The organism is Cereibacter sphaeroides 2.4.1 (assembly GCF_000012905.2).
GTDB lineage: Bacteria > Pseudomonadota > Alphaproteobacteria > Rhodobacterales > Rhodobacteraceae > Cereibacter_A > Cereibacter_A sphaeroides.
Map to the genome: position 1 here is coordinate 1,882,601 of NC_007493.2, position 24,563 is coordinate 1,907,163.

Sequence of the window (24,563 nt, forward strand, 5' to 3'; positions counted from 1 at the left end):
GCTGCAGCACGAGGACCCCATGAGCTTCCGCCCCCTGACCGACCGCTACGCCGTCTCGCCCCAGATCTCGCAGGAGGAGCTTCCGGCGCTCCGCGCGGCAGGCTTCACCACGATCATCGACAACCGGCCGGATGGCGAGATCCCGCCCCATCTCCAGACCGAGGAGATGCGCCGGGCGGCGGAGGCCGAGGGCTTCACCTTCATCGCGAACCCGGTGATCGGCGGCGCCGTCACGCTCGAGAATGTCGAGCGCCAGCGCGAGGCCATCGATCAGGCCGGCGGCCCGGTGCTGGCCTACTGCGCCTCGGGCAACCGCTCTTCGGTGGTCTGGGCGCTGGCGAATGCCGGCCGGATGCCGACGGACGAGCTGATCGGCCTGCCTGCCCGGCACGGCTACCAGCTCGAAGGGCTGCGCCACGAGATCGACCGCCTCGCGCGGGAGCGCGGCTGACAGGCAGGTTACGGGTGCGGCGCCGCGAGGCGCTGCGCGGCTTCTGAGCCGCGCATCCTTCTGCCGCCCACGACCTGTGCCAAGGCTCCGCTTTCGGCTCGATCCGCCCGGCAAGGCGGGACGGGGCGCGTTCCTCTGCCGGACGGGACGTCGAAACGGGGCGCAATGGCCGGGCGCCGCGCATCGGGGGCCGTCGTGGCCCGGGGCAGAAGGCTTCGGGGAGCGGCGCATGGCTGCGTGCGCCAGACGGTGTTCGGCTCACTCGTCAGTCCCCGTCATGGCGAAAGACAGGTCTTCATCCTCGGGCTCGAACTCCGGCAGAGCGGGGGGCGGATCGGCCGCCGCCATGGGCGCCAGACGCACGGCGCGCATCCCGCGATGCTGGCCGAGCCGCCCCTCGGCGACCGGATGGCCGTCGAGCCCCACGAAGAGGATATGGTCGAGCGTGGCCTGCGGCAGCGGCACCGTATCGCCCGGCTGCCAGTCGAGGACCTGGGCGAGCGGCAGGGTGATGCGGCCGAGAACCGCCTCGAGCCGGCAGTCCACCGCCATCACCTGCTCGGCCAGAGCCGCGCCGAAGTCGGTCAGCGGCGGCGGAGCCTCGTCCTGGCTGCCGTCGTGCGGCCGCTCTCCGCGGCCGTCGGCCGGGACGGCGAGGAGAAGCTGCCCGCTCTTGGCGCCGAGGGCCAGCTCCACCTCGGCCACCAGCACACGGTAGGAACAATCCTCGAGCAGGAGGCCAAGCGGCCGGGGATCGTCGAGGAAGGAGGCGTAGCGGAAGCCGCTGGCCCAGACCCGATCCTCATCCTCGAGCAGAAGGAGGTCGAGCTCGGCCAGCGCGCGGTCGATGAAATCCTGTACCATGGCCGCGTCGGTGCGGCTGGGCTTGCGGGTGGCGGCGGGCTGCGGCCTGACCCGGCCCACGGTCTGCACCTCGACCAGCCCGGCAAGCAGCGGCGGCGCGAGGGCGATCAGTCCCAGCCCCTCGCCCGGCCCTTCGAGCACCGCATGGAACGACAGATCCTCGGGCATCTCGAGGAGTTCGGTGAGGGAGCGGCGCAGACAGTCGAGCCGCGGCACGTCGAGGGCGAGCGCGAAGGCATCGCGCCCGGCCCGCGCCAGCGCCAGCCGCAGGCCGCGCTCGGCGCCGGTGACCTGCGGCACCGCCGGCCGGGCCTTCGCCTCGATCTTGCGCCTGAGCACGCTCTCCGTCACCGTCGCTTCCCACATGCCGCTGCCCTGCCCTTCTGACATGGCAGGATTGAGAAACGGTTGATGGCGGAGGGCCATGTCGCCCGGGCCGGACCTGCCAGCATCCTGGGTCGGGGGGCGCCGCAGGCGGTGGTGGCCGCGCTCAGGCGGCGCGCTGGAGCCGCAGAGGCAGGGTCACGCGGAAGGCAGCGCCCCCCTGTCCCGGCAGGTAGGTGATGGTGCCGCCGAGGTTGGCCATCACCTCGCGGCAGATCGCGAGGCCGAGGCCCGCCCCGCCGGCCCGGGTCTGGTCCGAAAGCCGGGCGAACTTCTCGAAGATCAGCTCCTGGCTCTCCTTCGAGATCCCGGAACCGTTGTCGATGAAATCGACCGTCACGCGCCCGCCCTTCTGGCGCACCGAGATCCGCAGTTCGGGATAGTCCGCGTCGCAGTATTTGCGCGCGTTCGAGATCAGATTGATGAAGACCTGCGCCAGCCGGTCGCCGTCGGTGAACAGGAAGATGTTCTCGGCCGCCGGATCGCGATGGATGGTGAAGCCGCGCTCGGGGCGGGTTTGGGCCGCCGAGCTCAGGGCGCGGTCGATCATCTGCTGGAGATTGGCGAGCCCGAGGTCGAGCTGCACCGATCCGTTCTCGAGCACGGAGAGGTCGAGCAGGTCGTCGAGCAGCCGGGTGAGCCGGATGGCCTCGTCATGGATGATGCGGGCGTGGCGCGCGGCCATCTCGGGCGGCAGATCGCCGTCCATCAGGATCTCGGAGAAGGCGCGGATCGAGGTCATGGGGGTGCGCAGCTCGTGGCTGATCTGGCTGAGGAAGGCGTCCTTCTGCACCGACAGCTGCGTGAGCTTCTCGTTGGCCTCGCGCAGCTGGCGCGCGGTGCGGGTCAGCTCGTCCTGCTGGGCCTCGAGCCGCGCGGAATATTCCATGATCTGTGCGGTCTCGTTCGCCACCGCCATCAGATCCTCGACCGAGACCGCGGCGCGCCCGGCCAGCTGGGCCAGCATCGCGTGGGCCGTGGCCGCGCCGACCGAGCCCGCAAGCCGCCGCTCGAGCCGCTCGACGAAGCCGGGGACCGGATCGGGCAGATAGCCCTCCTTTCCCTGCGCGCGCGCCTCGGACTGGAAGAGCGCCAGCGCCGGCTCCTCGCCGAGGATGCGCTGCGCCATCACCAGCAGCTCCTCGGATTCCGCCTTGCCCTGCGCCCATCCCTGCGGGCCGCGGTTGCCGGTCTCGAACACATTGACGAAGGCCGCGCCCTGCAACCGCTCGAGCGGGCCCGGGAAGGTCACGAGCGAGGCGCCGCAGAAGACGGTGCCGTTCAGGATGAGCGACCAGAACAACGAATGGATCAGCGGATCCATCCCCTCGACCCCGAACAGCGCCTGCGGACGGAGCCAGCCGATCCCGAACGGTCCCTCGGCGAGAAGGCGGGCCGAGAAGATCGCATCCGGGCCGAAGGAGGGCAGGAACAGCGTATAGACCCAGACCGCGAAACCGAGGCTGAGGCCCCAGAGCGTGCCCGTCCGGGTGGCGCCGCGCCAGAAGATGCCGCCCAACATCGCAGGCAGGATCTGCGCCACGCCCACGAAGGAGATGAGGCCGATCGCGGCCAGCGCGCTCGAGCCGCCCGAGAAGCGGTAATAGCCGTAGCCCAGCGCCAGAACGCCCGCGATGGAGATCCGCCGGGAGAGCAGCACGAGGCGGCGCACGTCGCCGCTGACGGCCGGCATCGGGCGCAGCGACAGCCAAAGCGGCATGACGATATGGTTCGACACCATCGTGGCCAGCGCCACCGCGGCCACGATCACCATCGCCGTGGCCGAGGAGAAGCCGCCGAGGAAGGCCAGCATGGCCAGCCCACCCTGCCCGCGGTCGAGCGGCACGGTCAGGACGAACAGGTCCGGATTGGCGCCCTCGGGCAGAAGCTCGAGGCCCACGACCGCGATCGGCACCACGAAGAGGCTCATCAGGAACATGTAGAGCGGGAAGGCCCAGCTCGCCGTGGCGAGGTGGCGCTCGTCCCCGTTCTCGACCACCAGCACCTGGAACATCCGCGGCAGGCAGACCACCGCTGCGGCCGACAGGAAGGTGAGGCCCGCCCAGCGCGAGGGCGCGAGTTCCCAGTCGGCGATGGCCGAGCGGTCGATACGGGCGATCACGTCGGCGGGCCCGTCGGCCACCCCCCAGACGACGTAACTGCCCACCGCCACCAGCGCCACCAGCTTCACGATTCCCTCGACGGCAATGGCGGTGACGATGCCCGTATGCTGCTCGTTGGCATCGAGCTTCCGCGTGCCGAAGAGGATGGTGAAGAGCGCAAGCCCCCCCGCGACCCAGATCGCGGTGCTGTCACGGTCGGGCATCTGCCAGCCCTCGTGCGAGCCGCTGGCGAAGACGCTGAAGCTCAGCGTGACGGACTGGAGCTGGAGCGCGATATAGGGTGTGGCGGCCACCACGCAGAGCAGCGTGACGAGCACGCCGAGCAGGTTCGATTTGCCGTAGCGCGAGGAGATCAGGTCGGCGATCGAGGTCACGCGCTGCTGCCGCCCGATCCGCACCAGCTTGCGCAGCACCCACCACCAGCCGACGAAGACGAGCGTCGGCCCGAGATAGATCGTGAGATATTCGAGCCCCGAGCGCGCCGCATATCCCACCGCGCCGTAGAAGGTCCAGGCGGTGCAGTAGATCGAGAGCGAGAGCGTATAGACGAGCGGCGACCGCAGCCAGGGCAGCGCCTCGCCCACCGCCCGGCGCTCGACGAGGAAGGCCACGAGGAAGAGCAGGATGACGTAGCAGAGGCAGGAGAGAACGAGGAGATCGAACGGCATCAGCCCGCCCCGCCCTCCGGCGGATCGCCCGCCTCGGCCCCATCCTCCAGCGCCTCGGCCTTGAGGCCCCGGGACATGCCGGCGGCCACGAGGATCAGGACCGCCCAGACCGCGAAGAGATAGACCCCGTCGGGGGCGGTGTCGCGCTGGTCCGTCGCGGCCGGCTCCCACAGGATCGGCAAAAGGAAGAGGAACGCGCCGAAGACCGGCAGGAGCCGGGCCGCATCGCGGAGCCGCCGCCTCCGGTAGGATCGCCGCGCGAGAAAGAGCGGCGAGCGACGCCGGCTCATCGCGGCACCAGCGCCCGGACCGAGGCCAGCATCTCGGCATTCGAGAAGGGCTTCGACATGAAGGCATCCACGCCGGCCTTCTTGGCCGCCGCGCGGTCGCGCACCTGCCCCTTGGCGCTCAGCATCAGCACCGGCAGATCCTCGGTCTGGGGATCGGCACGGAGCGCCGAGAGGATGTCGAAGCCGCTCATGCCGGGCAGCATCACATCGAGGATCAGAAGGTCCGGCTGTGCCGTGCGCACCACCTCGATCGCATCCGCTCCGCCCGCATGGGTCGAGACCTTCAGCCCATCGCGCATGAGGATGAAGCGGATCGCCTCGGCGATGTTCGGCTCGTCCTCGATCAGCAGCACATGCGCCGTCATGAACCATCCCCCCCGAAACCTGCACCGGGGCCTCCCCGCCCCGTCGGCAACTATCAGCCGAAAATCCGGTGCTGTCAAAGCGCGAGGAGGGGCAGAAGGCGCCCGTCCGGGGGCGGAGCGGCCTCTCCGAAGGGATAAACACCCCCGGGGGCGCCGGGGCGTCAGGAGCCCTCGAGCAGGATCGAAGGCTCGCGCCGGGCGGGGCAGCCTGCCCGCGGGCAGATCCGGCAGGAGGTGCCGACCGCGCGCGGCACGAGCGCCGGATCGGGCACGGCGGGCTCGATCAGCATCCCCGCCTCGCGCAGTTCCGGTCCCGCGAAGCCCTGCGGATGGTGCGGCTCGCAGAAGGCGCGGGCGCGGAAGCGGCGACGGGTGCGGGCGGCGGGCTCGACCACCGCCTCGACGGGGCGCATCGGGTGGGCCAGCGCCTCGAAGAGCGGCCAGAGCGGACAGGCCGCCCCGAAGCGCGGCAGCAGGAACCCCTCGGGCGGCTTGCGGAAGACGAGGGTGCCCGAGCCGTCGCAGATCACGAGGCCCGCGATGGCGCCGGGCAGCGTGGCGATCCGCCGGAAGGCCGCGAGCACCCCCACGCCGAAGCGCCGCGCGACCAGCACCGGATCGCCCTCGGCGCGGAGCGCGGCGCGGAACGGATCGAGCGGCATGGCCCGCGCATCCGCCTCGGCCCGCAGCACCCAGTCGCGCGCCATCGCCCGTCCGGCGGCCGAGGCCAGCCCCTCGATCTCGGCCTCGAGCCGCGCCCGCCCGCCCGGCTCCTCCAGCTCGGCCAGATGCCAGTCGCGCGCGGCAAGCCAGCCTTCCACCTCCTCCTGCGGGGCCACGACCCCCTGCTCCTCGTCTTCCGAGGCGGCATCGAGATAGGCCACCAGCGCCTCGGCGCCCACGGCCAGCCGCTCGCTGTCGGCATGGATGTTGGCGTGAAAGCGCGCGCGCCAGTCGGGCTCGATGTCCTCGGTCTCGGCGAGGATCGCCGCGGTGGAGCGCACGGCGCTCACCGCCGAGAGAACTTCGTGCAGCGCCTGGCTCAGGTGGGTGTCATGGGTCAGCCGGTCGTTGAGCGCGTTGACAGTCCGCTCGAGCAGCCCCATCCGGCGGTGCTGCGCAGCCAGCATCCGCGCCCAGCCCGGAAAGCGGCCCACGAAATCCTCGACCCGGTCGAGCTCGGGCTGATCGTCGCCCGCCGAGGCGGCGGCGGCGCGCAGATCCTCGACCAGCACGCCCTCGGCCCCGGCCAAGAGCGTCTGCGCCTCGACCTTCAGGGCCCGGGCGAGCCGCGCCAGAACCTCGTCGCCGATCCGGCGACGGTTGTGCTCGATCAGGTTGAGATAGGAGGCCGAGATCCCCGCCGCCCGCGCCAGATCGGCCTGCCTCAGCCCGAGCTGCAAGCGCCGTTCGCGCACCCGGCTGCCCGTCAGCGCCGTCATCGGCATGGTCCGCTCCTCCGCAGTTTACAGGATCATCCTGCAAGTTCCGGGGGAAGGACAGCGCTTTTCAGCGGGTCCGCGCCCACCGGTCAAGCGAAGGGCGCGAGAGAGGACCGGGCCGAAAGGCCCGGCCCCGAGCCTGTCAGGCGTCGGCCACGACCTCCTGGCGCTGCTGGCCCAGCCCCTCGACGCCGAGTTCGACCACATCGCCCGGCTTCAGGAAGCGCGGCGGCTTCATGCCGAGCCCCACGCCCGGAGGCGTGCCGGTCGAGATCACATCGCCCGGATGGAGCGTCATGAACTGCGACAGGTAGCTGACCAGATAGGCCACGCCATAGACCATCGTTCCGGTCGTGCCGTTCTGCATCTTCTCGCCGTTGACCGACAGCCACAGCGGCAGGTTCTGCGGGTCCGCCACCTCGTCGCGCGTCACGAGCCAGGGGCCGAGCTGGCCGAAGTTGTCGCAGCTCTTGCCCTTCGTCCACTGGCCCGACCGCTCGGACTGGAAGGCCCGCTCGGAGACGTCGTTGGCCACCGCATAGCCCGCCACATGGTCGAGCGCCTCGGCCTCGGAGACATATTTCGCCTTCTTGCCGATGATGATGGCCAGTTCCACCTCCCAGTCGGTCTTGACCGAGCCGCGGGGGATGATGATCGGGTCGTTCGGGCCGCAGATCGCAGAGTTGGCCTTCATGAAGATGATCGGCTCGGGCGGGACCTGCGCGCCGGTCTCGGCGGCGTGGTCCGAATAGTTCAGGCCGATGCAGACGAATTTGGTCGTGCCCGCGACGCAGGGCCCGAGCCGCGTGCCCTCGGCCACGACCGGCAGGCTCGCCCCGTCGATGTCGCGGAGCCTGGCCAGCCCCTCGTCCGTCAGCACTTCGCCCGCGATGTCCGGCACCACGCCCGACAGGTCGCGGAGGGTGCCGTCGGTCCAGACGAGGCCCGGTCGTTCGGCCCCGGCGGGCCCATGGCGCAGCAGTTTCATGGCGTCTCCTCAGATATTGGACCAGCCCCCGTCGATGACATGGGCGACCCCGGTGGTGTAGGCGGATTCGTCCGAAGCGAGATAGACGACAAGCGCCGCGATCTCCTCCGGGCGGCCGATGCGGCCGATGGGCTGGCGGGCCACGAAGGCGCGCCGCGCGGCCTCGTAATCGCCGGTGGCGCGGAGCCGGTCCTCGAGCGAGGGGCTTTCGACGGTGCCGGGGCAGATCGCGTTGCAGCGGATGCCCTGCCCGATGAAATCGGCGGCGATGGATTTGGTGAGCCCCACGACCCCCGCCTTGGTGGTGCCGTAGACGAAGCGGTTGGGCGCCGCGATGGCCGCGGACACGACCGAGGCCATGTTGATGATCGACCCGCCGCCGCCCGCGATCATGCCCGGCAGGAAGGCGCGGCACATCCGATACATGCCGGTGAGGTTCAGCCCGACGGAGAAGGCCCAGTCCTCCTCGTCGCAGTCGAGGATCGTGCCCGAGGCCACGAAGCCCGCGCAGTTGAAGAGCACGTCGAGCGGCCCTGCCGCCGCGACAGCGGCCGCGATCGAGGCCGGATCGCGCACATCGAGCGGCTGCACCTCGAGCCCTTCGGCCGCAAGCCCTTCGAGCGCTGCCGCATTCAGGTCGGTCGCCAGCACACGCGCGCCCTCGCGCGCCATGGCCAGCGCAGAGGCGCGCCCGATCCCCTGCCCTGCCGCCGTCACCAGCGCGCGCTTGCCCTCCAGCCGACCGGCCATGGCCCTCTCCTCCCCCAGCTCGCGGCCTACCAAAGATCAATATCGGATAGAGAACAAGCCCCGGCCGCGGAAATTATCAATAATCCGCCCGCCGAGGGCCGGCGGCACCCGCAAAGGCTGGCCGCAGGCTCTCTGATATGCCAGCCTTGGGCCGCGGCCTCGGGCAGGCCGCCGCGGATGAAAGGAGACAGGATGGAACGGCAACGGGTGATCGCGGTGGGCTCCTACCCCGACTGGGACAGGCAGGCGATGGAGGCCAGCTTCACGGTCACGACCGTTCCGCAGCTCGCCGATCTGGCGGGCCTCGACCCTGCGCTCCGCGCCGAGGCGGTGGCGGTGGCCTACAAGGGCGGCGCGCCCTTCGGCGGCGAGGCGATGGATCTCCTGCCCGCGCTCGGCATCATCGCGAACTTCGGTGTGGGCTTCGATGCCATCGACGTCGAAGCCGCCCGCGCCCGCGGCATCCGGGTGACGAACACGCCCGACGTGCTGAACGACGACGTGGCCGACACGGCGCTGGCGATGATGCTGGCCCTCTGCCGCCGCATCCCCGAGGGCGACCGCTTCGTCCGCGAGGGCCGCTGGCCCAAGGGAGACTTTCCGCTGAACCGCAAATTCTCGGGCGGGCGCGCGGGCATCATGGGGCTCGGCCGGATCGGGCGCGCCATCGCCGACCGGCTCGTGGCCTTCGGCATGGAGATCCACTATCATTCGCGCAGCGCCAAGGACGTGCCCGCGGGCTGGACCTTCCACGCCACGCCCGAAGGGCTCGCCGCCGAGGTCGACTGGCTGGTGGTGGCGCTGGTCGGAGGGCCCGCCACCGAAAGCTACGTCTCGGCCGAGGTCATTGCCTGCATGCCGCAGGATGCGGTGCTGGTGAACATCTCGCGCGGCTCGACCGTGGACGAAGCGGCGCTGCTAAGCGCCCTCGAAGCCGGGCGGATCGGGGCCGCGCTCGACGTCTTCCGCAACGAGCCCGAGATCGATCCGCGCTTCCACGCGCTCTCGAACGTGATCCTGCAGCCGCATCAGGGATCGGGCACGGTCGAGACCCGCCGCGCGATGGGCGAGCTGCAGCGCGCCAACATCACGGCCTTCCTTCAGGGCGAGCCGCTGCTGACTCCGGTCGCCTGAGGCGATGGTGTGGCGGCGTCACGCCGCCACAGCGTCCTAATGATTGTCCCGCGGCAGATCCCGCGCCACCCGGTGATAGGCGGTGGCAAGCTCGAGGCAGCCGCCATCGGCGAGCTGCCCCACGAGGCGGCGATAGATCTCCTGCCAGGGGGTCTGGTGGTGCAGGACGGGCGGCGTCCAGGCGGCGCGGCGCGCCTCCCACTCGGCCTCGTCCACCAGCGCGTCGAGCCGGCAGGCGTTCAGATCGAGCCGCACCCGGTCGCCTGTCCGCAGGAGCGCAAGGCCGCCGCCCACCGCCGCCTCGGGCGAGGCGTTGAGGATCGACGGGCTCTCGGAAGTGCCCGACTGCCGCCCGTCGCCCACCGTCGGCAGATGCGTCACTCCCTCGCGCAGAAGCCCGTCGGGCGGCTGCATGTTCACCACCTCGGCTGAGCCCGGATAGCCCACGCAGCCCACGCCGCGGATGAAGAGGATCGTCGTCTCGTCGATCCCGAGATCGGGGTCGTTGATGCGGGCGTGATAATCTTCCGGTCCCTCGAAGACCACGGCGCGGGCCTCGTGGATGCCCTCCCGCCCCGGCTGGGCGAGGAAGCGGTGCCGGAACTCGGCCGAAATGACCGAGGTCTTCATCAGCGCCGAGTCGAAGAGATTGCCCCGCAGCACGAGGAACCCCGCCTTCTCGCGCAGGGGATCCTCGACCGACCGGATCACCCGCCGGTCGCGGCTGCGCTCGCCCGCGAGATTGTGGCCGATGCTCTCTCCCGTGACGGTCAGCGCCTCCGCATGGAGAAGCCCCGCCGCGAGCAGCTCGCCCATGACGGCAGGCACGCCGCCCGCCCGGAAGAAGCTCTCACCCAGATATTCTCCGGCGGGCTGCATGTTCACCAGCAGCGGCAGGTCGAAGCCCACCGTCTGCCAGTCCTCCACCGCAAGCTCGACACCCGCATGCCGCGCGATGGCCTGCAGATGCGGCGGCGCGTTGGTCGAGCCGCCGATGGCCGAATTGACGCGGATCGCATTCTCGAAGGCCTGCCGCGTGAGGATGTCCGAGGGCTTCAGGTCGGCCAGCACCATCTCGACGATGCGCCGGCCCGTGGCATAGGCCATGTTCATCCGCTCGCGGAACGGCGCGGGAATGGCCGAGCATCCGGGCAGCGACATGCCCAGCGCCTCGGCCAGCGCGTTCAGGGTCGAGGCGGTGCCCATCGTGTTGCAATGGCCGAGCGAGGGGGCCGAAGCGCAGGCACGCTCCATGAATTCGGGATAGTCGATCTCGCCCTCGGCGAGCAGCCGCCGGCTCTCCCAGATGATCGTACCCGAGCCTGCGAGCTTGCCTTCCCACCAGCCGTCGAGCATGGGCCCGCCCGAGAGCACGATGGAAGGAAGATCCACCGTCGCCGCTGCCATCAGCTGCGCGGGCGTGGTCTTGTCGCATCCGGTGGTCAGCACCACCCCGTCGATCGGATAGCCGTGCAGCACCTCGACGAGGCCGAGATAGGCGAGGTTGCGGTCGAGCGCGGCGGTGGGCCTGCGCCCGGTCTCCTGGATCGGATGGACGGGAAATTCCATCGGCACGCCGCCCGCGTCGCGGATGCCCGCCTTGACCCGCTCGGCGAGGAAGAGGTGGATCTTGTTGCAGGGCGCGAGATCCGAACCCGACTGCGCGATGCCGATGATGGGCCGGTCGCCCTGCAGCTCGCGCCGCGTGAAGCCCTGGTTCTGGTAGCGCTCGACATAGAGCGCGGTCATCCCGGGATTGTCGGGATTGTCGAACCACGCCTGTGAGCGGAAGCGCCTGCCGGTGGGGGTGTCGCTCATCTCTGCGGCCTCCTGTCGCTGGCCTCCAACATCCCCTCTCGCGCAGGCAAGGGCAAGGGCGCGGGGGCAGCCCGGCCCGGCCGGGGCTCGTCGCGGATCACGAAGCGGGATCGGGAGAGTGGGTGTCCCTTCGCACCAGATCTGTCTCGCGAGGCCCTGCATTTCGCGCAGCGTGAAATGAGGCCCGTCCGGCAGGGGCCCGCGCGGGAGACACCCTCCACGGGGCGACGGCCCCCGTTGACCCTGCCTGCGGGCTCGGGTCTGGTGCGGGGACGAAACCGCTCCCTGGAGAAGCCCATGACCCTGCCCGGCCCCGCCCCGCGCGATCCGATCCCTGCGCTCCGCGATCTTCTGGGCGAGCGGCTTCTGACCTCCGAGGCCGTGCGCGCGCAGCACGCCGAGAACGAGGCCTGGTATCCGGCAGCCCTGCCCGATGCCGTGGCGCGCCCCGCCTCGACCGAGGAGGTCTCGCGACTCCTCGCGCTCTGCCATGCCGCGGGCATGCCGGTGGTGGCGCAGGGCGCGCGTTCCTCGCTCGAGGGGCACCATCTGGCGATCCGCGGCGGCATCGCGCTCGACCTGACCGGCATGGACCGGGTGCTGGCCGTCCATGCCGAGGATCTCGACGCGGTGGTGCAGCCCGGCGTCACGCGCGAGACGCTGAACGCCCATCTGCGCGACACGGGCCTTTTCTTCCCGATCGATCCGGGCGCCAATGCCACGCTGGGCGGCATGGCCGCGACCCGCGCCTCGGGCACGACCGCCGTGCGCTACGGCACGATGCGCGAGGCGGTGCTGGCGCTCGAGGTGGTGCAGGCCGACGGCACCGTGATCCGCACCGGCAGCCGGGCGCGCAAATCCGCCACGGGCTACGATCTCACCCACCTCTTCGTGGGCTCGGAGGGCACGCTCGGCATCATCACCGAACTCACGCTGCGCCTCTTCGGCCAGCCCGAGGCGCAGTCGGCCGCGATCTGCCGCTTTCCCTCGGTGGCCGAAGCGGTCGCCACCGTCATCGCCACGATCCAGATGGGCCTGCCCATAGCCCGGATCGAGCTGGTCGATGCGATGATGGTACGCGGCTTCAACCTCCATGCCGATGCAGGGCTGCCCGAGGAGCCGCATCTCTTCGTCGAATTCCACGGCAGCGAAAGAGGCGTGGCCGAGACGGCCGCCCTCTTCGGCGAGATCGCCGCCGATCACGGCGGGCAGTCGTTCCGCTGGTCGCAGAAGCCCGAGGAGCGCCGCGCGCTCTGGTCGATGCGCCACAATGCGCACCATGCCACGCGGCGGCTGCGGCCGGGGGCGCGCACGGTCTCGACCGATGTCTGCGTGCCGATCTCGGCGCTGGCCGAGGCGGTCGCGGTCGCGCAGGAAGAGGGCCGCGCCCGCGGCCTCATGCAGGCCATCGTGGGCCATGTGGGCGACGGCAATTTCCACTGCGGCATCCTCGTCGACCCCGAGGATGCAGGAGAGATGAAGCGGGTGAAGGAGTTCACCGACCTCCTGTCGGATCTGGCCCTGCGGCTGGGCGGGGTCGTGTCGGGCGAACACGGGATCGGCATGGGCAAGATCGGCAAGATGGAGGCCCAGCACGGCCCGGCTCTGGCCACCATGCGGGCGATGAAAGAGGCGCTCGATCCGAAGGGCATCCTCAATCCCGGCAAGCTCCTGCCGTAGGGCGGCAAGGCGAGGGGCGCGCCGCAGCGCGCCCCTGCCAGAGCTTACTTCAGCGCCTTGTCGGTGACCTCGTGGGTCCAGGCGCCCTCGGGCTCCTTCGAGATCACCGGGTCCGAGCCGCCGCCCATCAGGGTGGCCACGGTGCGCTTGTAATCCGCCTCGTCGAGCGTGCCGTCCGAGCCCGCGGTCAGCTTCGCCACCTCGCCCATCATCCGCTTCTGGTGGCTCTCGGTCTGCGCGCCCGTGTCGTCATTGTCGAGCACGATCATGGCCGCGTCGTCGGGGTTCTCCTCGGCCCATTTCCAGCCCTTCATCGAGGCCCGCACGAACTTGGCCATGGTCTCGACGAAGGCCGGATCCTTCAGCTTGTCGGCCATCACATAGAGACCGTCCTCGAGGGTCGCCACGCCCTGATCCTCGTACTTGAAGGTCACGAGGTCGTCCGGCGAGAGGCCCGCGTCGATCACCTGCCAATATTCGTTGTAGGTCATGGTCGAGATGCAGGCCGCCTGCTTCTGCAGCAGCGGATCGACGTTGAAGCCCTGCTTGAGCACCGTCACCCCCTGAGGCGAGCCGTCGGTGGGCAGGCCCAGCTTCGACATCCAGTTGAGGAAGGGATATTCGTTGCCGCCGAACCAGACGCCCAGCGTCTTGCCCTTGAAGTCCTCGGGGCCCGAAACGCCCGATTCCTTCAGGCAGGTCAGCATCATGCCCGAACTCTTGAAGGGCTGGGCGATGTTGACGATGTCGGCCCCCTGCTCGCGCGCGGCCAGCGCCGAGGGCAGCCAGTCGACCATCACGTCGGCGCCGCCGCCGAGCAGCACCTGCACCGGCGCCACGTCGGGGCCGCCCGGCTTGATCGTGACCTCGAGCCCCTCCTCCTCGTAGAAGCCCTGATCGAGCGCGACGTAATAGCCCGCGAACTGGGCCTGCGTCACCCATTTGAGCTGGAGCGTCACCTCCTCGGCCGAAGCCGTGCCGGCGGCGAGCGCGAGAAGCGCGGCTCCGGTCAGCAGTCCTTTCATCGAAACCTCCGTGTTGTGCCCCTTCGGGGCTATCGTTGACGTCGTTGGGACGGGTGCCAGAAGGTCAGCCCTCGTTCGACCAGAGCGACCACCCCATAGAAGGCCGAGCCCGCCATTGCTGCAACCGCTATCTCGGCCCAGACCATGTCGAGCCCGAGGCGGCCGACCTCGGCCGAGATGCGAAAGCCCATGCCGCGGATCGGGCTGCCGAAGAATTCGGCGACGATGGCCCCGATCAGGGCGAGCGTGGTGGCGATCTTCAGGCCGTTGAAGATGAAGGGCATGGCCGCGGGCAGCCGCAGCTTGAGGAGCGTCTGGGCGTAGCTGGCCGAATAGGTCTTCATCAGGTCGCGCTGCATCCGGTCGGTGGCCGCGAGCCCCTCGACCGTGTTCACGAGCACGGGGAAGAAGACCATGACCACCACCACCGCGGCCTTCGACTGCCAGTCGAAGCCGAACCACATGACGAGGATCGGCGCGATCCCAACGATGGGCAGGGCCGCCACGAAATTGCCCACCGGCAGCAGCCCCCGCTGCAGGAAGGGCGAGCGGTCGATGGCGATGGCCGTGGCCACCGCGGCCGCACAGCCGATGAGCCAGCCCGAGAGCGCGCCCTTCACGAAGGTCTGCACGAAATCGCCCCAGAGGACCGGCAGGCTGCTCGCGATCCGCGCGCCGATGGCCGAGGGCGGCGGCAGGATCACCGAGGGCACCTGAAGCCCGCGCACCAGCAGCTCCCAGACCAGAAGCACGGTGAGCCCGAAGATCGCGGGCACCACGAGGCGGCCGATCCGCGTCTCGGAGAAGGCCGACCGCGAGATCCGCACATTGAGCACGAGCGTCACGACCCAGGTGACGAGGGCGAGGAACACGAGCGTCATCGCGCCATCCCCATCCGCCGCAGCACCCGCGCCTGGATCGCGCCCACGATCCCGACCAGCGCTGCCGCCACGATGGCGGCCGCAAACAGCGCGGACCAGATCTGGATCGTCTGCCCGTAATAGCTCCCCGACAGAAGCCGCGCGCCGAGCCCCGCCACAGCACCCGTGGGAAGCTCGCCCACGATGGCGCCGACGAGGCTCGCCGCGATCCCCACCTTCAGCGAAGCGAAGAGATAGGGCATCGAGGCGGGCAGCCGCAGCTTCCAGAAGGCCTGCGCCCGGCTCGCATTGTAGGTGGACAGGAGGTCGAGCTGCATCGCATCGGGGCTGCGCAGCCCCTTCACCATGCCCACCACGACCGGAAAGAAGCTGAGATAGGCCGAGATCACCGCCTTGGGCAGAAGCCCCGAGACGCCGATCGAGTTCAGCACCACGATGATCATCGGCGCGATGGCGAGGATCGGGATGGTCTGGCTCGCGATGGCCCAGGGCATCACGCTCTGGTCCATCGCGCGGTTGTGGATGATGCCGACTGCGAGCAGGATCCCGAGCCCGGTGCCGATGCCGAAGCCCAGAAGCGTCGCCGACAGCGTGATCCAGCCGTGATAGACAAGGCTGCGCTTCGAGGTGATCTTCTGGCCTGCCACGCCCTCCCAGAGGCCCTTGGCCACCTGATGCGGCGCCGGCAGCACGGGCCGCTCCTGGCTCATGGTCTGGGGCAGGATCTGGGCGAGGCTGACCTCGGTGCCCGCCCGCGCCGCCTGATCGCGCACCCATTGCGCATTCATCGCTGCCGCCGCCCCATACCAGAGCGCCACGATCACAGCGACGACCGTGAGGACCGGAAGGATCGACCTCATGCACCGCCTCCACCCGCAAGCGGGAACCGGGACTGCCCCGCGGCACCCATGGGGGCAGCAGCCCCGCGGCATGTCCTGCCTCGCGCGGCGAACCAGAAAAAACCTTTCTTCCCAATACCATGCATGGAGAAGCTGAAAACAGGTGAGAACTCCGCACCGCCCGGATCGCGGGCTGCCCCCTCACTCGTCATAGGAATGCCCCGCCCTGAGGCCCTCGCGGACGCGATGGGCGATCTCGATGAAGTCGCGGCTGTCGCGGATGTCGAGCGGACGCTCCCGCGGCAGCGGGCTTTCGATCACGTCGGTGATCCGGCCCGGGCGGGGCGACATCACCACGATCCTCGTCGAGAGATAGACCGCCTCGGGGATGGAATGGGTGACGAAGCCGATGGTCTTGCCGGTCCGCGCCCAGAGCTTCAGCAGCGCCTCGTTCAGCCGGTCGCGCACGATCTCGTCGAGCGCGCCGAAGGGCTCGTCCATCAAGAGGATGTCCGCATCAAAAGCCAGCGCCCGCGCGATCGACGCGCGCTGCTGCATCCCCCCCCGACAGCTGCCAAGGGTATTTCTTGCCGAACCCGTCGAGCTCGACCAGCTGCAGCACCTCCCGCACCCGCCGCTCCTGCTCGTCGCGGGCAAAGCCCATGATCTCGAGCGGCAGGCGGATGTTGCCCGCGATGGTGCGCCAGGGATAAAGCCCTGCCGCCTGAAACACATAGCCATAGGCGCGGCGGCGGCGCGCCTCCTCGGGCGTCATGCCGTTCACGCGCAGCTCGCCCTCGGTCGGATGTTCGAGGGCGGCCACCGCACGCAGGAAGGTGGTCTTGCCGCAGCCGGAGGGGCCGATGAAGGAGACGAAATCCCCCTTCATCACCCGGAGGTTCACGTCCTTCAGCGCATGGACCGGCCCGTCGGCGGTGGCGAAGGTCAACCCCACGCCGCGGGCTTCGATCACCGGCCGGCCCGTCGCAAGACCGTCCGCCATCACACCCCCGTGGCCGGAATGCCGGACCGTTCGACCGCGCGCGGCGCCGTCAGCTCCTTCCAGGCCGAGAGGGCGCGGTTGACAGCCGGACGCGGCTCGCGCGCCACGAACTGCCCGTGGCCTTCCTCGGTGCGGATCTCGCCATCCGCCACCGCGACCTTGCCGCGGCTGAGCGTGAAGCGCGGCAGGCCCTTCACCTCCTTGCCCTCGAACACGTTGTAATCGATGGCCGACTGCTGCGCGCCCGCCGAGATCACCTTGGTCTTCTCCGGATCCCAGACCACGAGGTCCGCATCCGCCCCCACCAGAACCGCGCCCTTCTTCGGGTAGCAGTTCAGGATCTTCGCGATATTGGTCGAGGTCACCGCCACGAATTCGTTCGGCGTCAGGCGCCCCGTATTCACCCCTTGGGTCCAGAGCATCGGCATCCGGTCCTCGAGCCCGCCGGTGCCGTTCGGGATCTTGGTGAAATCGCCCACCCCGAAGCGCTTCTGCTCGGTGGTGAAGGCGCAATGGTCCGTCGCCACGACCGACAGGGATCCCGACTGCAGCCCGGCCCAGAGACTGTCCTGATGCTGCCTGTTCCGGAAAGGCGGGCTCATCACCCGGCGGGCGGCATGGTCCCAGTCGGGGTGGAAATATTCGCTCTCGTCCAGCGTCAGATGCTGGATCAGCGGCTCGCCCCAGACCCTCTTGCCCTGCATCCGCGCGCGCCGGATCGCCTCGTGCGCCTCCTCGCAGGAGGTATGGACGACATAGAGCGGCACGCCCGCCATGTCCGCGATCATGATCGCGCGGTTGGTGGCCTCGCCCTCGACCTGCGGGGGGCGCGAATAGGCATGGGCCTCGGGGCCGCGGTTGCCCTCAGCCAGCAGGCGCGCCGACAGCTCGGCCACCACATCGCCGTTCTCGGCATGGACCATGGCGAGCGCCCCCAGATCGGCGCAGCGACGGAAGCTCGCATAGAGCTCGTCGTCGTTCACCATCAGCGCGCCCTTGTAGGCCATGAAATGCTTGAACGAGGTGATCCCCTGATCCACCACCGCCTGCATCTCGTCGAAGACCTGCTCGCCCCACCAGGTGATCGCCATATGGTAGGAATAGTCGCAGTTGGCGCGCCCCGACTTGTTGTGCCACATGGCGAGCGCATCCATCAGCCCCTGCCCGGGGGCGGGCAGCGCGAAATCGACCACCATCGTCGTCCCGCCCGCCAGCGCCGCGCGGGTGCCGCTCTCGAAATCGTCCGAGGAATAGGTGCCCATGAAGGGCATCTCGAGATGGGTATGCGGGTCGATGCCGCCCGGCATGACATAGCAGCCGGTCGCGTCCAGCACCTCGTCCCCCGCGAGATCGGGTCCGATCTCGGTGATGATCCCGCCCTCGATCCGCACATCGGCCCTGTAGGTGAGATCGGCCGTGACGATCGTTCCGTTCCTGATGACTGTGCTCATGATCCTCTCCTTCCGCCGCGGCCTCCCGGGCCCGGCCTGCGGGACCGGCGCCATCCCCGCCGCCCGTCCCTCACTCTGCGCAAATATCCTCGGGGGGTCCGGGGGGCAGACAGCCCCCCGGCCTGTCCTCAGGCCACGACGCCCGCCGTCTCGAGCACCGCGTGAAACAGCACATCCGTCCCGGCCGCGGCCCAGTCGGGCGAGATCTCCTCGGCCTCGTTGTGCGACAGCCCGCCCACGCAGGGGCACATGACCATGGTCGCGGGCGCCACGCGCGCCGCCCAGCAGGCATCGTGGCCCGCGCCCGAAATCAGGTCCATGTGGCTGAACCCCAGCCGCTCGGCCGCCGCCCGCACATTGGCCACGAGCTCGGGCGCGAAGGTCACCGGATCGAAATGGCCCACCGGATCGACCGCGCAGCCCACGCCCAGTTCGGCGCAGATCGCCGCGGCGCGGCTCTCGATGGCCGCGCGCATCCCGTCGAGCTTGGCCTGATCGGGCGAGCGGATGTCGACGGTGAAGACCACCGTCCCCGGCAGCACGTTGCGCGAGTTGGGGCTGAAGGTCACCTGCCCCACGCCGCCCACGGCGCCGGGCTGGGCGGCCATCGCCACCTCCTGCACCATCTCGAAGATCCGCGCCATGGCGAGGCCCGCGTTGGTGCGCATCGCCATCGGCGTCGAGCCGGTATGGGCCTCCCTGCCCGTCAGGGTGAATTCGAGCCACCAGAGGCCCTGACAATGGGTCACCACGCCGATGGTCCTGCCCTCGGCCTCGAGGATCGGCCCCTGCTCGATATGGAGCTCGTAATAGGCGTGCATCCGGCGCGCGCCCACCTCCTCCTCGCCCTTCCAGCCGATGCGGGCCAGTTCCTCGCCGTAGCTCTTGCCCTCGAGATCGCGCCGCCCATAGGCGTAATCGAGCGAATGGACGCCCGCGAACACGCCCGAGGCCAGCATGGCGGGGGCAAAGCGTGCGCCCTCCTCGTTGGCCCAGTTCGTCACGACGATCGGATGTTTCGTGCGGATGCCGAGATCGTTCAGACTGCGCACCACCTCGAGCGCGCCCAGCACCCCCAGCACCCCGTCATATTTCCCGCCGGTGGGCTGGGTGTCGAGGTGACTGCCCACATAGACCGGAAGCGCCTCGGGGTCCTCGCCCGCACGGGTGGCGAACATGGTGCCCATCGCATCCACGCCCATGGTGCAGCCCGCCTCCTCGCACCAGCGGGCGAACAGCGCGCGGCCCTCGGCATCGGCATCGGTCAGGGTCTGGCGGTTGTTGCCGCCTGCGACGCCCGGGCCCACCTTCGCCATCTGCATCAGGCTGTCCCACAGGCGTTCGCCATCGATGCGCAGGTTCTCGCCTGCCGCCGCCGTTCCGGCCATTTCGATCTCCCTGTCCGGGGTCGCGGCAGGTTGCTCCGCCTGCGCCCCGACTCTTCTGTTGCTCTTTGTTCGACCATCCGGTCAGATCGAAGCGCACCATAACCTGACCAAGCGGTCAATAAATTTCTCGAGACGCCATGCCGGATGCAGTCCGCCCTTCCAAGCGCGAGGAAACCCGCCGCGAGACCGAGCGCACCATCCTCGCGGCAGCTGAAAAAGTCTTTGCGGAAGCGGGGTTTGGCGGGGCAACCATGCAGCTCATCGCCGACATGGCGGGGCTGCCCAAGGCCAATCTGCACTATTATTTCCCGACCAAGGAGGCGCTCTACCGTCGCGTCGTGGGCGAGATCTTCGAGATCTGGCTGCAGGCAGCCGAAGCGCTGGATCAGGCGCAGTGCCCGGTGGAGGGCATCGGTGCCTATATCGACGCCAAGATGGAAATCTCGCGCCGCCATCCGTTCGGCTCGAAGGTCTGGGCCTCCGAGGTGATGCACGGCGCCCCGGTGATCCAGGATTATCTGGAATCCACGCTGCGCGACTGGACCGAGGGACGGGCGGCCGCGATCCGGCGCTGGATCTCCAACGGGCAGATGCAGCCCGTCGATCCGCATCACCTGCTCTACATGCTCTGGGCCACGACCCAGCATTATGCCGACTTCGGCCACCAGATCGAGACGCTGAACGGCGGGCGGCCGCTCTCGGACGAGGATTGGGCCGCCGCCACCCGCAGCGTCAAGGAGATCATCCTGCGCGGCGTGGGCGCCCTCTGAGCCGGACCCGTTCGCCCGGCGACGGCCGGCGACATGCCCGCGCCACACCGTGCCTCGCGTCACGGCCCGGCCACAGCGGGCGGTGCGGCGCGCCTTCCCGCCGGCAAGGGTTTGACCGTCCGGTCAGGAACGGACTAGCATCCGGCGGAAGGAGCGCCCCATGCCGCCAGTCTGCCCCGGACCCCGCCGATGAGCCCGCCGCGCCGGACGCGCATCCAGAGGCGCAATTCCGAGACGATCCTCGACGCAGCCCTCGAGGTCTTTTCGGCCCAGGGCTTCCGCGGCGCCACGCTCGACCAGATCGCCGAGGTGGCGGGCCTGTCGAAGCCGAACCTGCTCTATTACTTCCCCTCGAAGGAGGCCATTCATCTGGCGCTCCTGTCGCGGCTCCTTGAGACCTGGCTCGATCCGCTGAAGGCGATGAACCCCGACGGCGATCCCGTGACCGAGATCCTGCTCTATGTGCGCCGCAAGCTGGAGCTGTCGCGCGACTTCCCGCGCGAAAGCCGCCTGTTCGCCAACGAGATCCTGCAGGGCGCGCCGCGGATGCGCAGGGTGATCGAGACGGAACTCAAGGATCTGGTGGCGGAGAAGGCCCGGATCCTCACGCGCTGGATGGAGGAGGGCCGGATCGCGCGGCTCCATCCGGTGCATCTGATCTTCTCGATCTGGGCCATGACCCAGCATTATGCCGATTTCGAGATGCAGGTGGGCACGGTACTGGGACCGGACGAGCCCGACCCCTATCCGGAGGCCGGGCTCTATCTCGACACTCTGTTCCGCCGCCTGCTGGCCGTCTGAGGCAGGAAGGAACGGGCTCCCCTCGCGGGGAGCCCTTAGGTCACTCGGCGGCTTCGCGCACCGAGGGGTTGTTCGGGTGGCCCAGCCAGTTGGCATAGTCCCCCACCGTCCGGCCCGTGCGCGGATCGAGCGCGCCCTTCGGCAGCTCGCGCATTGTGATGCAGTCCTCCACCGGGCAGACATCGACGCAGAGGTTGCAGGCCACGCATTCCTCGTCCTTCACCGTGAAGGTGCGATCGGTCGACATGGCGATGGCCTGATGGCTGGTGTCCTCGCAGGCGGCGTAGCAGCGGCCGCACTTGATGCAGAGGTCCTGATCGATCTCCGCCTTGGTGACATAGTTGAGGTTCAGATACTGCCAGTCCGTCACGTTCGGAACCGCGCGCCCCACCAGATCGGCGGTCGAGGCGAAGCCCTTGGCGTCCATGTAGTCCGAGAGGCCCGAGATCATCTCCTGCACGACGCGGAAGCCGTAGGTCATGGCCGCGGTGCAGACCTGCACATTGCCCGCCCCGAGCAGCATGAACTCGACCGCATCCCGCCAGGTGGTGACGCCGCCGATGCCCGAGATCGGCAGCCCGTGCGTCTCGGGGTTGCGCGCGATCTCGGCCACCATGTTCAGCGCGATGGGCTTGACCGCCGGACCGCAATAGCCGCCATGGGTGCCCTTGCCGTCGATGGTGGGCATCGGCGCGAAACTGTCGATGTCCACGCCGGTGATCGAATTGATCGTGTTGATGAGGCTCACCGCGTCCGCGCCGCCGCGCCTGGCCGCTTCGGCCGGCTTGCGGATGTCGGTCACATTGGGCGTGAGCTTCACGATGCAGGGCATCTGGCTGTGCTGCTTCACCCAGCGCGTGACCATCTCGATATATTCGGGCACCTGCCCCACGGCCGAGCCCATGCCGCGCTCGGCCATGCCGTGCGGGCAGCCGAAGTTCAGCTCGACGCCGTCGGCTCCGGTATCCTCGACATGGGCGAGGATCGCCTTCCAGCTCTCCTCATCGCAGGGCACCATCAGCGAGACCACGAGGGCGCGGTCGGGATAGTCGCGCTTGACCGACTTGATCTCGCGCAGGTTCACCTCGAGCGGCCGGTCGGTGATGAGTTCGATGTTGTTCAGCCCGAGGAGCCGCCGGTCGGCGCCATAGATCGCGCCGTAGCGGGGGCCGTTCACGTTGACGACCGGCGGGCCTTCGGAGCCCAGCGTCTTCCAGACGACGCCGCCCCAGCCGGCCTCGAAGGCGCGGCGGACGTTGTATTCCTTGTCGGTCGGCGGCGCCGAGGCGAGCCAGAACGGATTCGGCGACTTGATGCCGATGAAGTCGGAACGGAGGTTTGCCATGGGATGCTCCTCAGAAATGGGGAACGGGCCGCGGTGCGGCCTGAACGGGTGCCATGGAACGGGCGGAAAGGGTCAGCCGCCCGTGACGAGGTTCCAGAGGTAGCCCAGGACGTCGCCGCCGATCTCGCCGGATTTCGGCGTGGCCCAGGCCCAGGCGATGCAGCCCACGATGTTGACCGCCGCAAACTTCCAGAAGTTGAGCCGCGAGACGCCCGACATCACGAAGACGACAGCCCGCAGCGGGCCGAAGAAGTGGCCGATCAGCACCGCCAGCGATCCCCAGCGCGCAAAGGCATGGGTGCCGCGTGCCACGAGCGCCCGATGGTCGCGCATGGGCCGCATCTCCAGCGCCCGGGGTCCGAAGCGCCAGCCGAGCCAGTAGGAGAAGAACGAGCCGATCATCGCGCCGATGCTCGCGCCGATCCAGATCGGCGTGAAGTTCAGCCCGCCGGTCGAGACCAGAGCGCCCACGCCGAAGAGGATGGCGGTGGAGGGGATGAGGATCGACAGGAACGCCGTCGTTTCCGCTGCCGCGAAGATCATCGCGATCCAGAGCGCCCAGGCGCTGTTGTCGCGGATGAAGTCCACGATCGTTTCCACGATGCCTTCCATCCGCCTCTCCGCCTGTGACCGGGCGCCTGCCTAGCCCGAAGGAGGAAGCTGTGCAAGGCACGCTCATGACGGGCAGAGCTCGGCATGGATGTCGACGGCGGCATCCCGCCCCTGCGCGACCGCAGTCACGGTCAGGTCCTCGCCGCCCGCCGCACAGTCGCCGCCCGCCCAGACGCCGGGAAGGCTCGTGCGGCCCGTCGCATCGACCGCGATCTTGCCGCCCTCGAGCGCGATCCCTTCGGGCACCTCGCCCAGCGTCTGGCCGATGGCCTTGAAGAGCTGGTCGGCCTTCAGCCGGAAGGTCTCGGACAGCAGCCTGAGCCCGCCCGGTCCATCCTCGGTATAAGCGAATTCGACCTCGCGCACCGCGCCGTTGCCATGCACCTTTACCGGAGCCGCATGCCAGATCAGCCGCACGCCGCTCGCCGTGGCATGGTCCTGCTCGTGGCGCGAGGCGCTCATCTTCTCCTGCCCGCGGCGGTAGACGATGGTCACGTTCTCGGCCCCGAGGAGCTTGGCCTGCACGCCCGCGTCGATGGCCGTCATGCCGCCGCCGATCACCACCACGTCCCGCCCGATGGGCAGCGACGCCAGATCCTCGGCCTGACGGAGCGCCGCGATGAAGTCCACCGCCGGGTGGACATGCTCGCGATCCTCGCCCTCGGCGCGCAGGGCGTTCACCCCTGACAGCCCCATGCCGAGGAAGACCGCGTCGAACTCGGCCCGCAGCCCCTCGAGGGTGATATCGCGGCCGAGCGCCTGCCCGGTCTTCAGCGTGATCCCGCCGATCATCAGAAGCCAGTCGACCTCGGCCTGCGCGAAGTTGTCCGGCGTCTTGTAGCTTGCGATGCCGTACTCGTTGAGCCCGCCGGGCTTCGGCCGGGCGTCGAAGATCGTGACCTCGTGGCCCAGCATGGCCAGACGGTGCGCGGCCGACAGGCCCGCGGGCCCCGCCCCCACCACGGCCACCCGCTTGCCCGTTGGCTCGGCGCGCTCGAACGGATGGACGTTGCGCGCCATGAGCGTGTCGGTCGCGTGGCGCTGCAGCCGCGCGATCTCGACCGGCTTGCCCTCGGCCGTCTCGCGCACGCAGACCTCCTCGCAGAGCTGCTCGGTGGGGCAGACCCGCGCGCACATGCCGCCGAGGATGTTCTGGTTGAAGATGGTGCGCGCGGCCGCCTCGGGCGTGCCGGTCGCGATCTGGCGGATGAAGAGCGGAATGTCGATCGCCGTCGGACAGGCGGTGACGCACGGCGCGTCGTGGCAGAAGTAGCAGCGGTCCGCCGCCACCTTCGCCTCGTGGCCGTCGAGCGGCGGCTCCACATCGGAGAAGTTGCGCGCATAGGCATCCGCTGGCAGACGCCCCGGCACCACGCCGGGCGCAAGCTGGCTCATGGACAAGATCAGGCCCTCCCTGGGCTGTTGTTTATAGGGTCAGGCTGACACGGGTGCGTTTTTTTACCAAACGATAAATAATCGGGAGGGAGGCGG

The 24,563-nt window shown here is 69.4% G+C and carries 21 protein-coding genes and 1 pseudogene; 5 read left to right on the top strand and 17 right to left on the bottom strand.

What is annotated here, in order from left to right; all coding sequences use genetic code 11:
- The first annotated feature begins 19 nt into the window (after window positions 1-19).
- Window positions 20-451 (top strand): TIGR01244 family sulfur transferase, encoded by a 432-nt coding sequence (locus RSP_RS09090; protein WP_011338038.1) that lies wholly within the window; start codon window positions 20-22, stop codon window positions 449-451.
- A gap of 258 nt (window positions 452-709) precedes the next feature.
- Here the strand turns inward: RSP_RS09090 and RSP_RS09095 are convergent, their stop codons facing one another.
- From RSP_RS09095 to RSP_RS09125, 7 genes are all read right to left on the bottom strand, one after another.
- A complete protein-coding gene (locus tag RSP_RS09095; RefSeq protein WP_011338039.1) occupies window positions 710-1,681 on the bottom strand; it encodes a FliM/FliN family flagellar motor switch protein in 972 nt (323 codons plus the stop codon).
- Window positions 1,682-1,805: 124 nt separating this feature from the next.
- Window positions 1,806-4,490 (bottom strand): ATP-binding protein, encoded by a 2,685-nt coding sequence (locus RSP_RS09100; RefSeq protein WP_011338040.1) that lies wholly within the window; start codon window positions 4,488-4,490, stop codon window positions 1,806-1,808.
- The gene (locus RSP_RS09105) at window positions 4,490-4,780 is read right to left on the bottom strand and encodes a hypothetical protein (protein ID WP_002720316.1); all 291 of its coding nucleotides are present in this window, start codon (window positions 4,778-4,780) and stop codon (window positions 4,490-4,492) included. Before RSP_RS09105 ends, RSP_RS09100 begins: the two co-directional genes overlap by 1 nt.
- A complete protein-coding gene (locus tag RSP_RS09110; protein ID WP_002720317.1) occupies window positions 4,777-5,145 on the bottom strand; it encodes a response regulator transcription factor in 369 nt (122 codons plus the stop codon). The genes RSP_RS09105 and RSP_RS09110 overlap by 4 nt, the downstream gene beginning before the upstream one ends.
- Before the next feature lie 161 nt (window positions 5,146-5,306).
- Window positions 5,307-6,593 (bottom strand): helix-turn-helix domain-containing protein, encoded by a 1,287-nt coding sequence (locus RSP_RS09115; RefSeq protein ID WP_011338041.1) that lies wholly within the window; start codon window positions 6,591-6,593, stop codon window positions 5,307-5,309.
- A 136-nt stretch (window positions 6,594-6,729) separates the two neighbouring features.
- The gene (locus tag RSP_RS09120; RefSeq protein WP_011338042.1) at window positions 6,730-7,575 is read right to left on the bottom strand and encodes a fumarylacetoacetate hydrolase family protein; all 846 of its coding nucleotides are present in this window, start codon (window positions 7,573-7,575) and stop codon (window positions 6,730-6,732) included.
- Between the two features lie 9 nt (window positions 7,576-7,584).
- Entirely contained in the window at window positions 7,585-8,325 is a 741-nt protein-coding gene (locus RSP_RS09125; RefSeq protein WP_011338043.1) for an SDR family oxidoreductase, read from the bottom strand.
- A 192-nt stretch (window positions 8,326-8,517) separates the two neighbouring features.
- Here RSP_RS09125 and RSP_RS09130 point away from each other — a divergent pair, with 192 nt between their 5' ends.
- Window positions 8,518-9,459, top strand: coding sequence for a 2-hydroxyacid dehydrogenase (locus RSP_RS09130; protein ID WP_011338044.1), 942 nt, complete (start codon window positions 8,518-8,520; stop codon window positions 9,457-9,459).
- A 36-nt stretch (window positions 9,460-9,495) separates the two neighbouring features.
- Here the strand turns inward: RSP_RS09130 and RSP_RS09135 are convergent, their stop codons facing one another.
- A complete protein-coding gene (locus RSP_RS09135) occupies window positions 9,496-11,277 on the bottom strand; it encodes an IlvD/Edd family dehydratase (protein WP_011338045.1) in 1,782 nt (593 codons plus the stop codon).
- Between the two features lie 297 nt (window positions 11,278-11,574).
- On the opposite strand from RSP_RS09135, the gene RSP_RS09140 reads away from it, so the two are divergent.
- The gene (locus RSP_RS09140; protein ID WP_011338046.1) at window positions 11,575-12,957 is read left to right on the top strand and encodes an FAD-binding oxidoreductase; all 1,383 of its coding nucleotides are present in this window, start codon (window positions 11,575-11,577) and stop codon (window positions 12,955-12,957) included.
- A 44-nt stretch (window positions 12,958-13,001) separates the two neighbouring features.
- Here the strand turns inward: RSP_RS09140 and RSP_RS09145 are convergent, their stop codons facing one another.
- From RSP_RS09145 to RSP_RS09170, 6 genes and pseudogenes are all read right to left on the bottom strand, one after another.
- A complete protein-coding gene (locus tag RSP_RS09145; protein ID WP_002720324.1) occupies window positions 13,002-13,982 on the bottom strand; it encodes an ABC transporter substrate-binding protein in 981 nt (326 codons plus the stop codon).
- A 29-nt stretch (window positions 13,983-14,011) separates the two neighbouring features.
- Window positions 14,012-14,863, bottom strand: coding sequence for an ABC transporter permease (locus RSP_RS09150; protein WP_011338047.1), 852 nt, complete (start codon window positions 14,861-14,863; stop codon window positions 14,012-14,014).
- On the bottom strand, window positions 14,860-15,723 hold the full coding sequence (locus RSP_RS09155) for an ABC transporter permease (protein ID WP_002720326.1): 864 nt from the start codon (window positions 15,721-15,723) through the stop codon (window positions 14,860-14,862). The genes RSP_RS09150 and RSP_RS09155 overlap by 4 nt, the downstream gene beginning before the upstream one ends.
- A 180-nt stretch (window positions 15,724-15,903) precedes the next feature.
- Window positions 15,904-16,705: pseudogene (locus RSP_RS09160) on the bottom strand (ABC transporter ATP-binding protein).
- Entirely contained in the window at window positions 16,705-18,156 is a 1,452-nt protein-coding gene (gene hydA, locus RSP_RS09165; RefSeq protein ID WP_017140243.1) for a dihydropyrimidinase, read from the bottom strand. The pseudogene RSP_RS09160 and the gene hydA overlap by 1 nt, the downstream one beginning before the upstream one ends.
- 128 nt (window positions 18,157-18,284) lie before the next feature.
- Window positions 18,285-19,544, bottom strand: coding sequence for a Zn-dependent hydrolase (locus RSP_RS09170; RefSeq protein WP_002720329.1), 1,260 nt, complete (start codon window positions 19,542-19,544; stop codon window positions 18,285-18,287).
- Between the two features lie 137 nt (window positions 19,545-19,681).
- Here RSP_RS09170 and RSP_RS09175 point away from each other — a divergent pair, with 137 nt between their 5' ends.
- Window positions 19,682-20,314, top strand: a complete 633-nt coding sequence (locus RSP_RS09175) for a TetR/AcrR family transcriptional regulator (protein WP_011338050.1) — start codon at window positions 19,682-19,684, stop codon at window positions 20,312-20,314.
- A gap of 189 nt (window positions 20,315-20,503) precedes the next feature.
- Complete coding sequence (locus RSP_RS09180; RefSeq protein ID WP_002720331.1) at window positions 20,504-21,115, top strand: TetR family transcriptional regulator C-terminal domain-containing protein; 612 nt, start codon at window positions 20,504-20,506, stop codon at window positions 21,113-21,115.
- 40 nt (window positions 21,116-21,155) lie between these two features.
- On the opposite strand, the gene preA is transcribed toward RSP_RS09180, so the two are convergent.
- The 3 genes from preA to RSP_RS09195 form a co-directional block, all read right to left on the bottom strand.
- Window positions 21,156-22,460, bottom strand: coding sequence for an NAD-dependent dihydropyrimidine dehydrogenase subunit PreA (gene preA / locus RSP_RS09185; RefSeq protein ID WP_011338051.1), 1,305 nt, complete (start codon window positions 22,458-22,460; stop codon window positions 21,156-21,158).
- A gap of 72 nt (window positions 22,461-22,532) precedes the next feature.
- The gene (locus RSP_RS09190) at window positions 22,533-23,072 is read right to left on the bottom strand and encodes a DedA family protein (RefSeq protein ID WP_002720333.1); all 540 of its coding nucleotides are present in this window, start codon (window positions 23,070-23,072) and stop codon (window positions 22,533-22,535) included.
- A 63-nt stretch (window positions 23,073-23,135) separates the two neighbouring features.
- Window positions 23,136-24,467, bottom strand: a complete 1,332-nt coding sequence (locus tag RSP_RS09195; protein WP_017140244.1) for an NAD(P)-dependent oxidoreductase — start codon at window positions 24,465-24,467, stop codon at window positions 23,136-23,138.
- Window positions 24,468-24,563 lie beyond the last annotated feature (96 nt).

Coding starts and splice junctions, on each gene's coding strand:
- RSP_RS09105 (WP_002720316.1), bottom strand. CDS start 4,780: ATGAGCCGGCGTCGCTCGCCGCTCTTTCTCGCGCGGCGATCCTACCGG.
- RSP_RS09100 (WP_011338040.1), bottom strand. CDS start 4,490: ATGCCGTTCGATCTCCTCGTTCTCTCCTGCCTCTGCTACGTCATCCTG.
- RSP_RS09120 (WP_011338042.1), bottom strand. CDS start 7,575: ATGAAACTGCTGCGCCATGGGCCCGCCGGGGCCGAACGACCGGGCCTC.
- RSP_RS09110 (WP_002720317.1), bottom strand. CDS start 5,145: ATGACGGCGCATGTGCTGCTGATCGAGGACGAGCCGAACATCGCCGAG.
- RSP_RS09145 (WP_002720324.1), bottom strand. CDS start 13,982: ATGAAAGGACTGCTGACCGGAGCCGCGCTTCTCGCGCTCGCCGCCGGC.
- RSP_RS09180 (WP_002720331.1), top strand. CDS start 20,504: ATGAGCCCGCCGCGCCGGACGCGCATCCAGAGGCGCAATTCCGAGACG.
- hydA (WP_017140243.1), bottom strand. CDS start 18,156: ATGAGCACAGTCATCAGGAACGGAACGATCGTCACGGCCGATCTCACC.
- RSP_RS09155 (WP_002720326.1), bottom strand. CDS start 15,723: ATGAGGTCGATCCTTCCGGTCCTCACGGTCGTCGCTGTGATCGTGGCG.
- RSP_RS09170 (WP_002720329.1), bottom strand. CDS start 19,544: ATGGCCGGAACGGCGGCGGCAGGCGAGAACCTGCGCATCGATGGCGAA.
- RSP_RS09095 (WP_011338039.1), bottom strand. CDS start 1,681: ATGTGGGAAGCGACGGTGACGGAGAGCGTGCTCAGGCGCAAGATCGAG.
- RSP_RS09150 (WP_011338047.1), bottom strand. CDS start 14,863: ATGACGCTCGTGTTCCTCGCCCTCGTCACCTGGGTCGTGACGCTCGTG.
- preA (WP_011338051.1), bottom strand. CDS start 22,460: ATGGCAAACCTCCGTTCCGACTTCATCGGCATCAAGTCGCCGAATCCG.
- RSP_RS09115 (WP_011338041.1), bottom strand. CDS start 6,593: ATGCCGATGACGGCGCTGACGGGCAGCCGGGTGCGCGAACGGCGCTTG.
- RSP_RS09125 (WP_011338043.1), bottom strand. CDS start 8,325: ATGGCCGGTCGGCTGGAGGGCAAGCGCGCGCTGGTGACGGCGGCAGGG.
- RSP_RS09175 (WP_011338050.1), top strand. CDS start 19,682: ATGCCGGATGCAGTCCGCCCTTCCAAGCGCGAGGAAACCCGCCGCGAG.
- RSP_RS09140 (WP_011338046.1), top strand. CDS start 11,575: ATGACCCTGCCCGGCCCCGCCCCGCGCGATCCGATCCCTGCGCTCCGC.
- RSP_RS09090 (WP_011338038.1), top strand. CDS start 20: ATGAGCTTCCGCCCCCTGACCGACCGCTACGCCGTCTCGCCCCAGATC.
- RSP_RS09195 (WP_017140244.1), bottom strand. CDS start 24,467: ATGAGCCAGCTTGCGCCCGGCGTGGTGCCGGGGCGTCTGCCAGCGGAT.
- RSP_RS09135 (WP_011338045.1), bottom strand. CDS start 11,277: ATGAGCGACACCCCCACCGGCAGGCGCTTCCGCTCACAGGCGTGGTTC.
- RSP_RS09130 (WP_011338044.1), top strand. CDS start 8,518: ATGGAACGGCAACGGGTGATCGCGGTGGGCTCCTACCCCGACTGGGAC.
- RSP_RS09190 (WP_002720333.1), bottom strand. CDS start 23,072: ATGGAAGGCATCGTGGAAACGATCGTGGACTTCATCCGCGACAACAGC.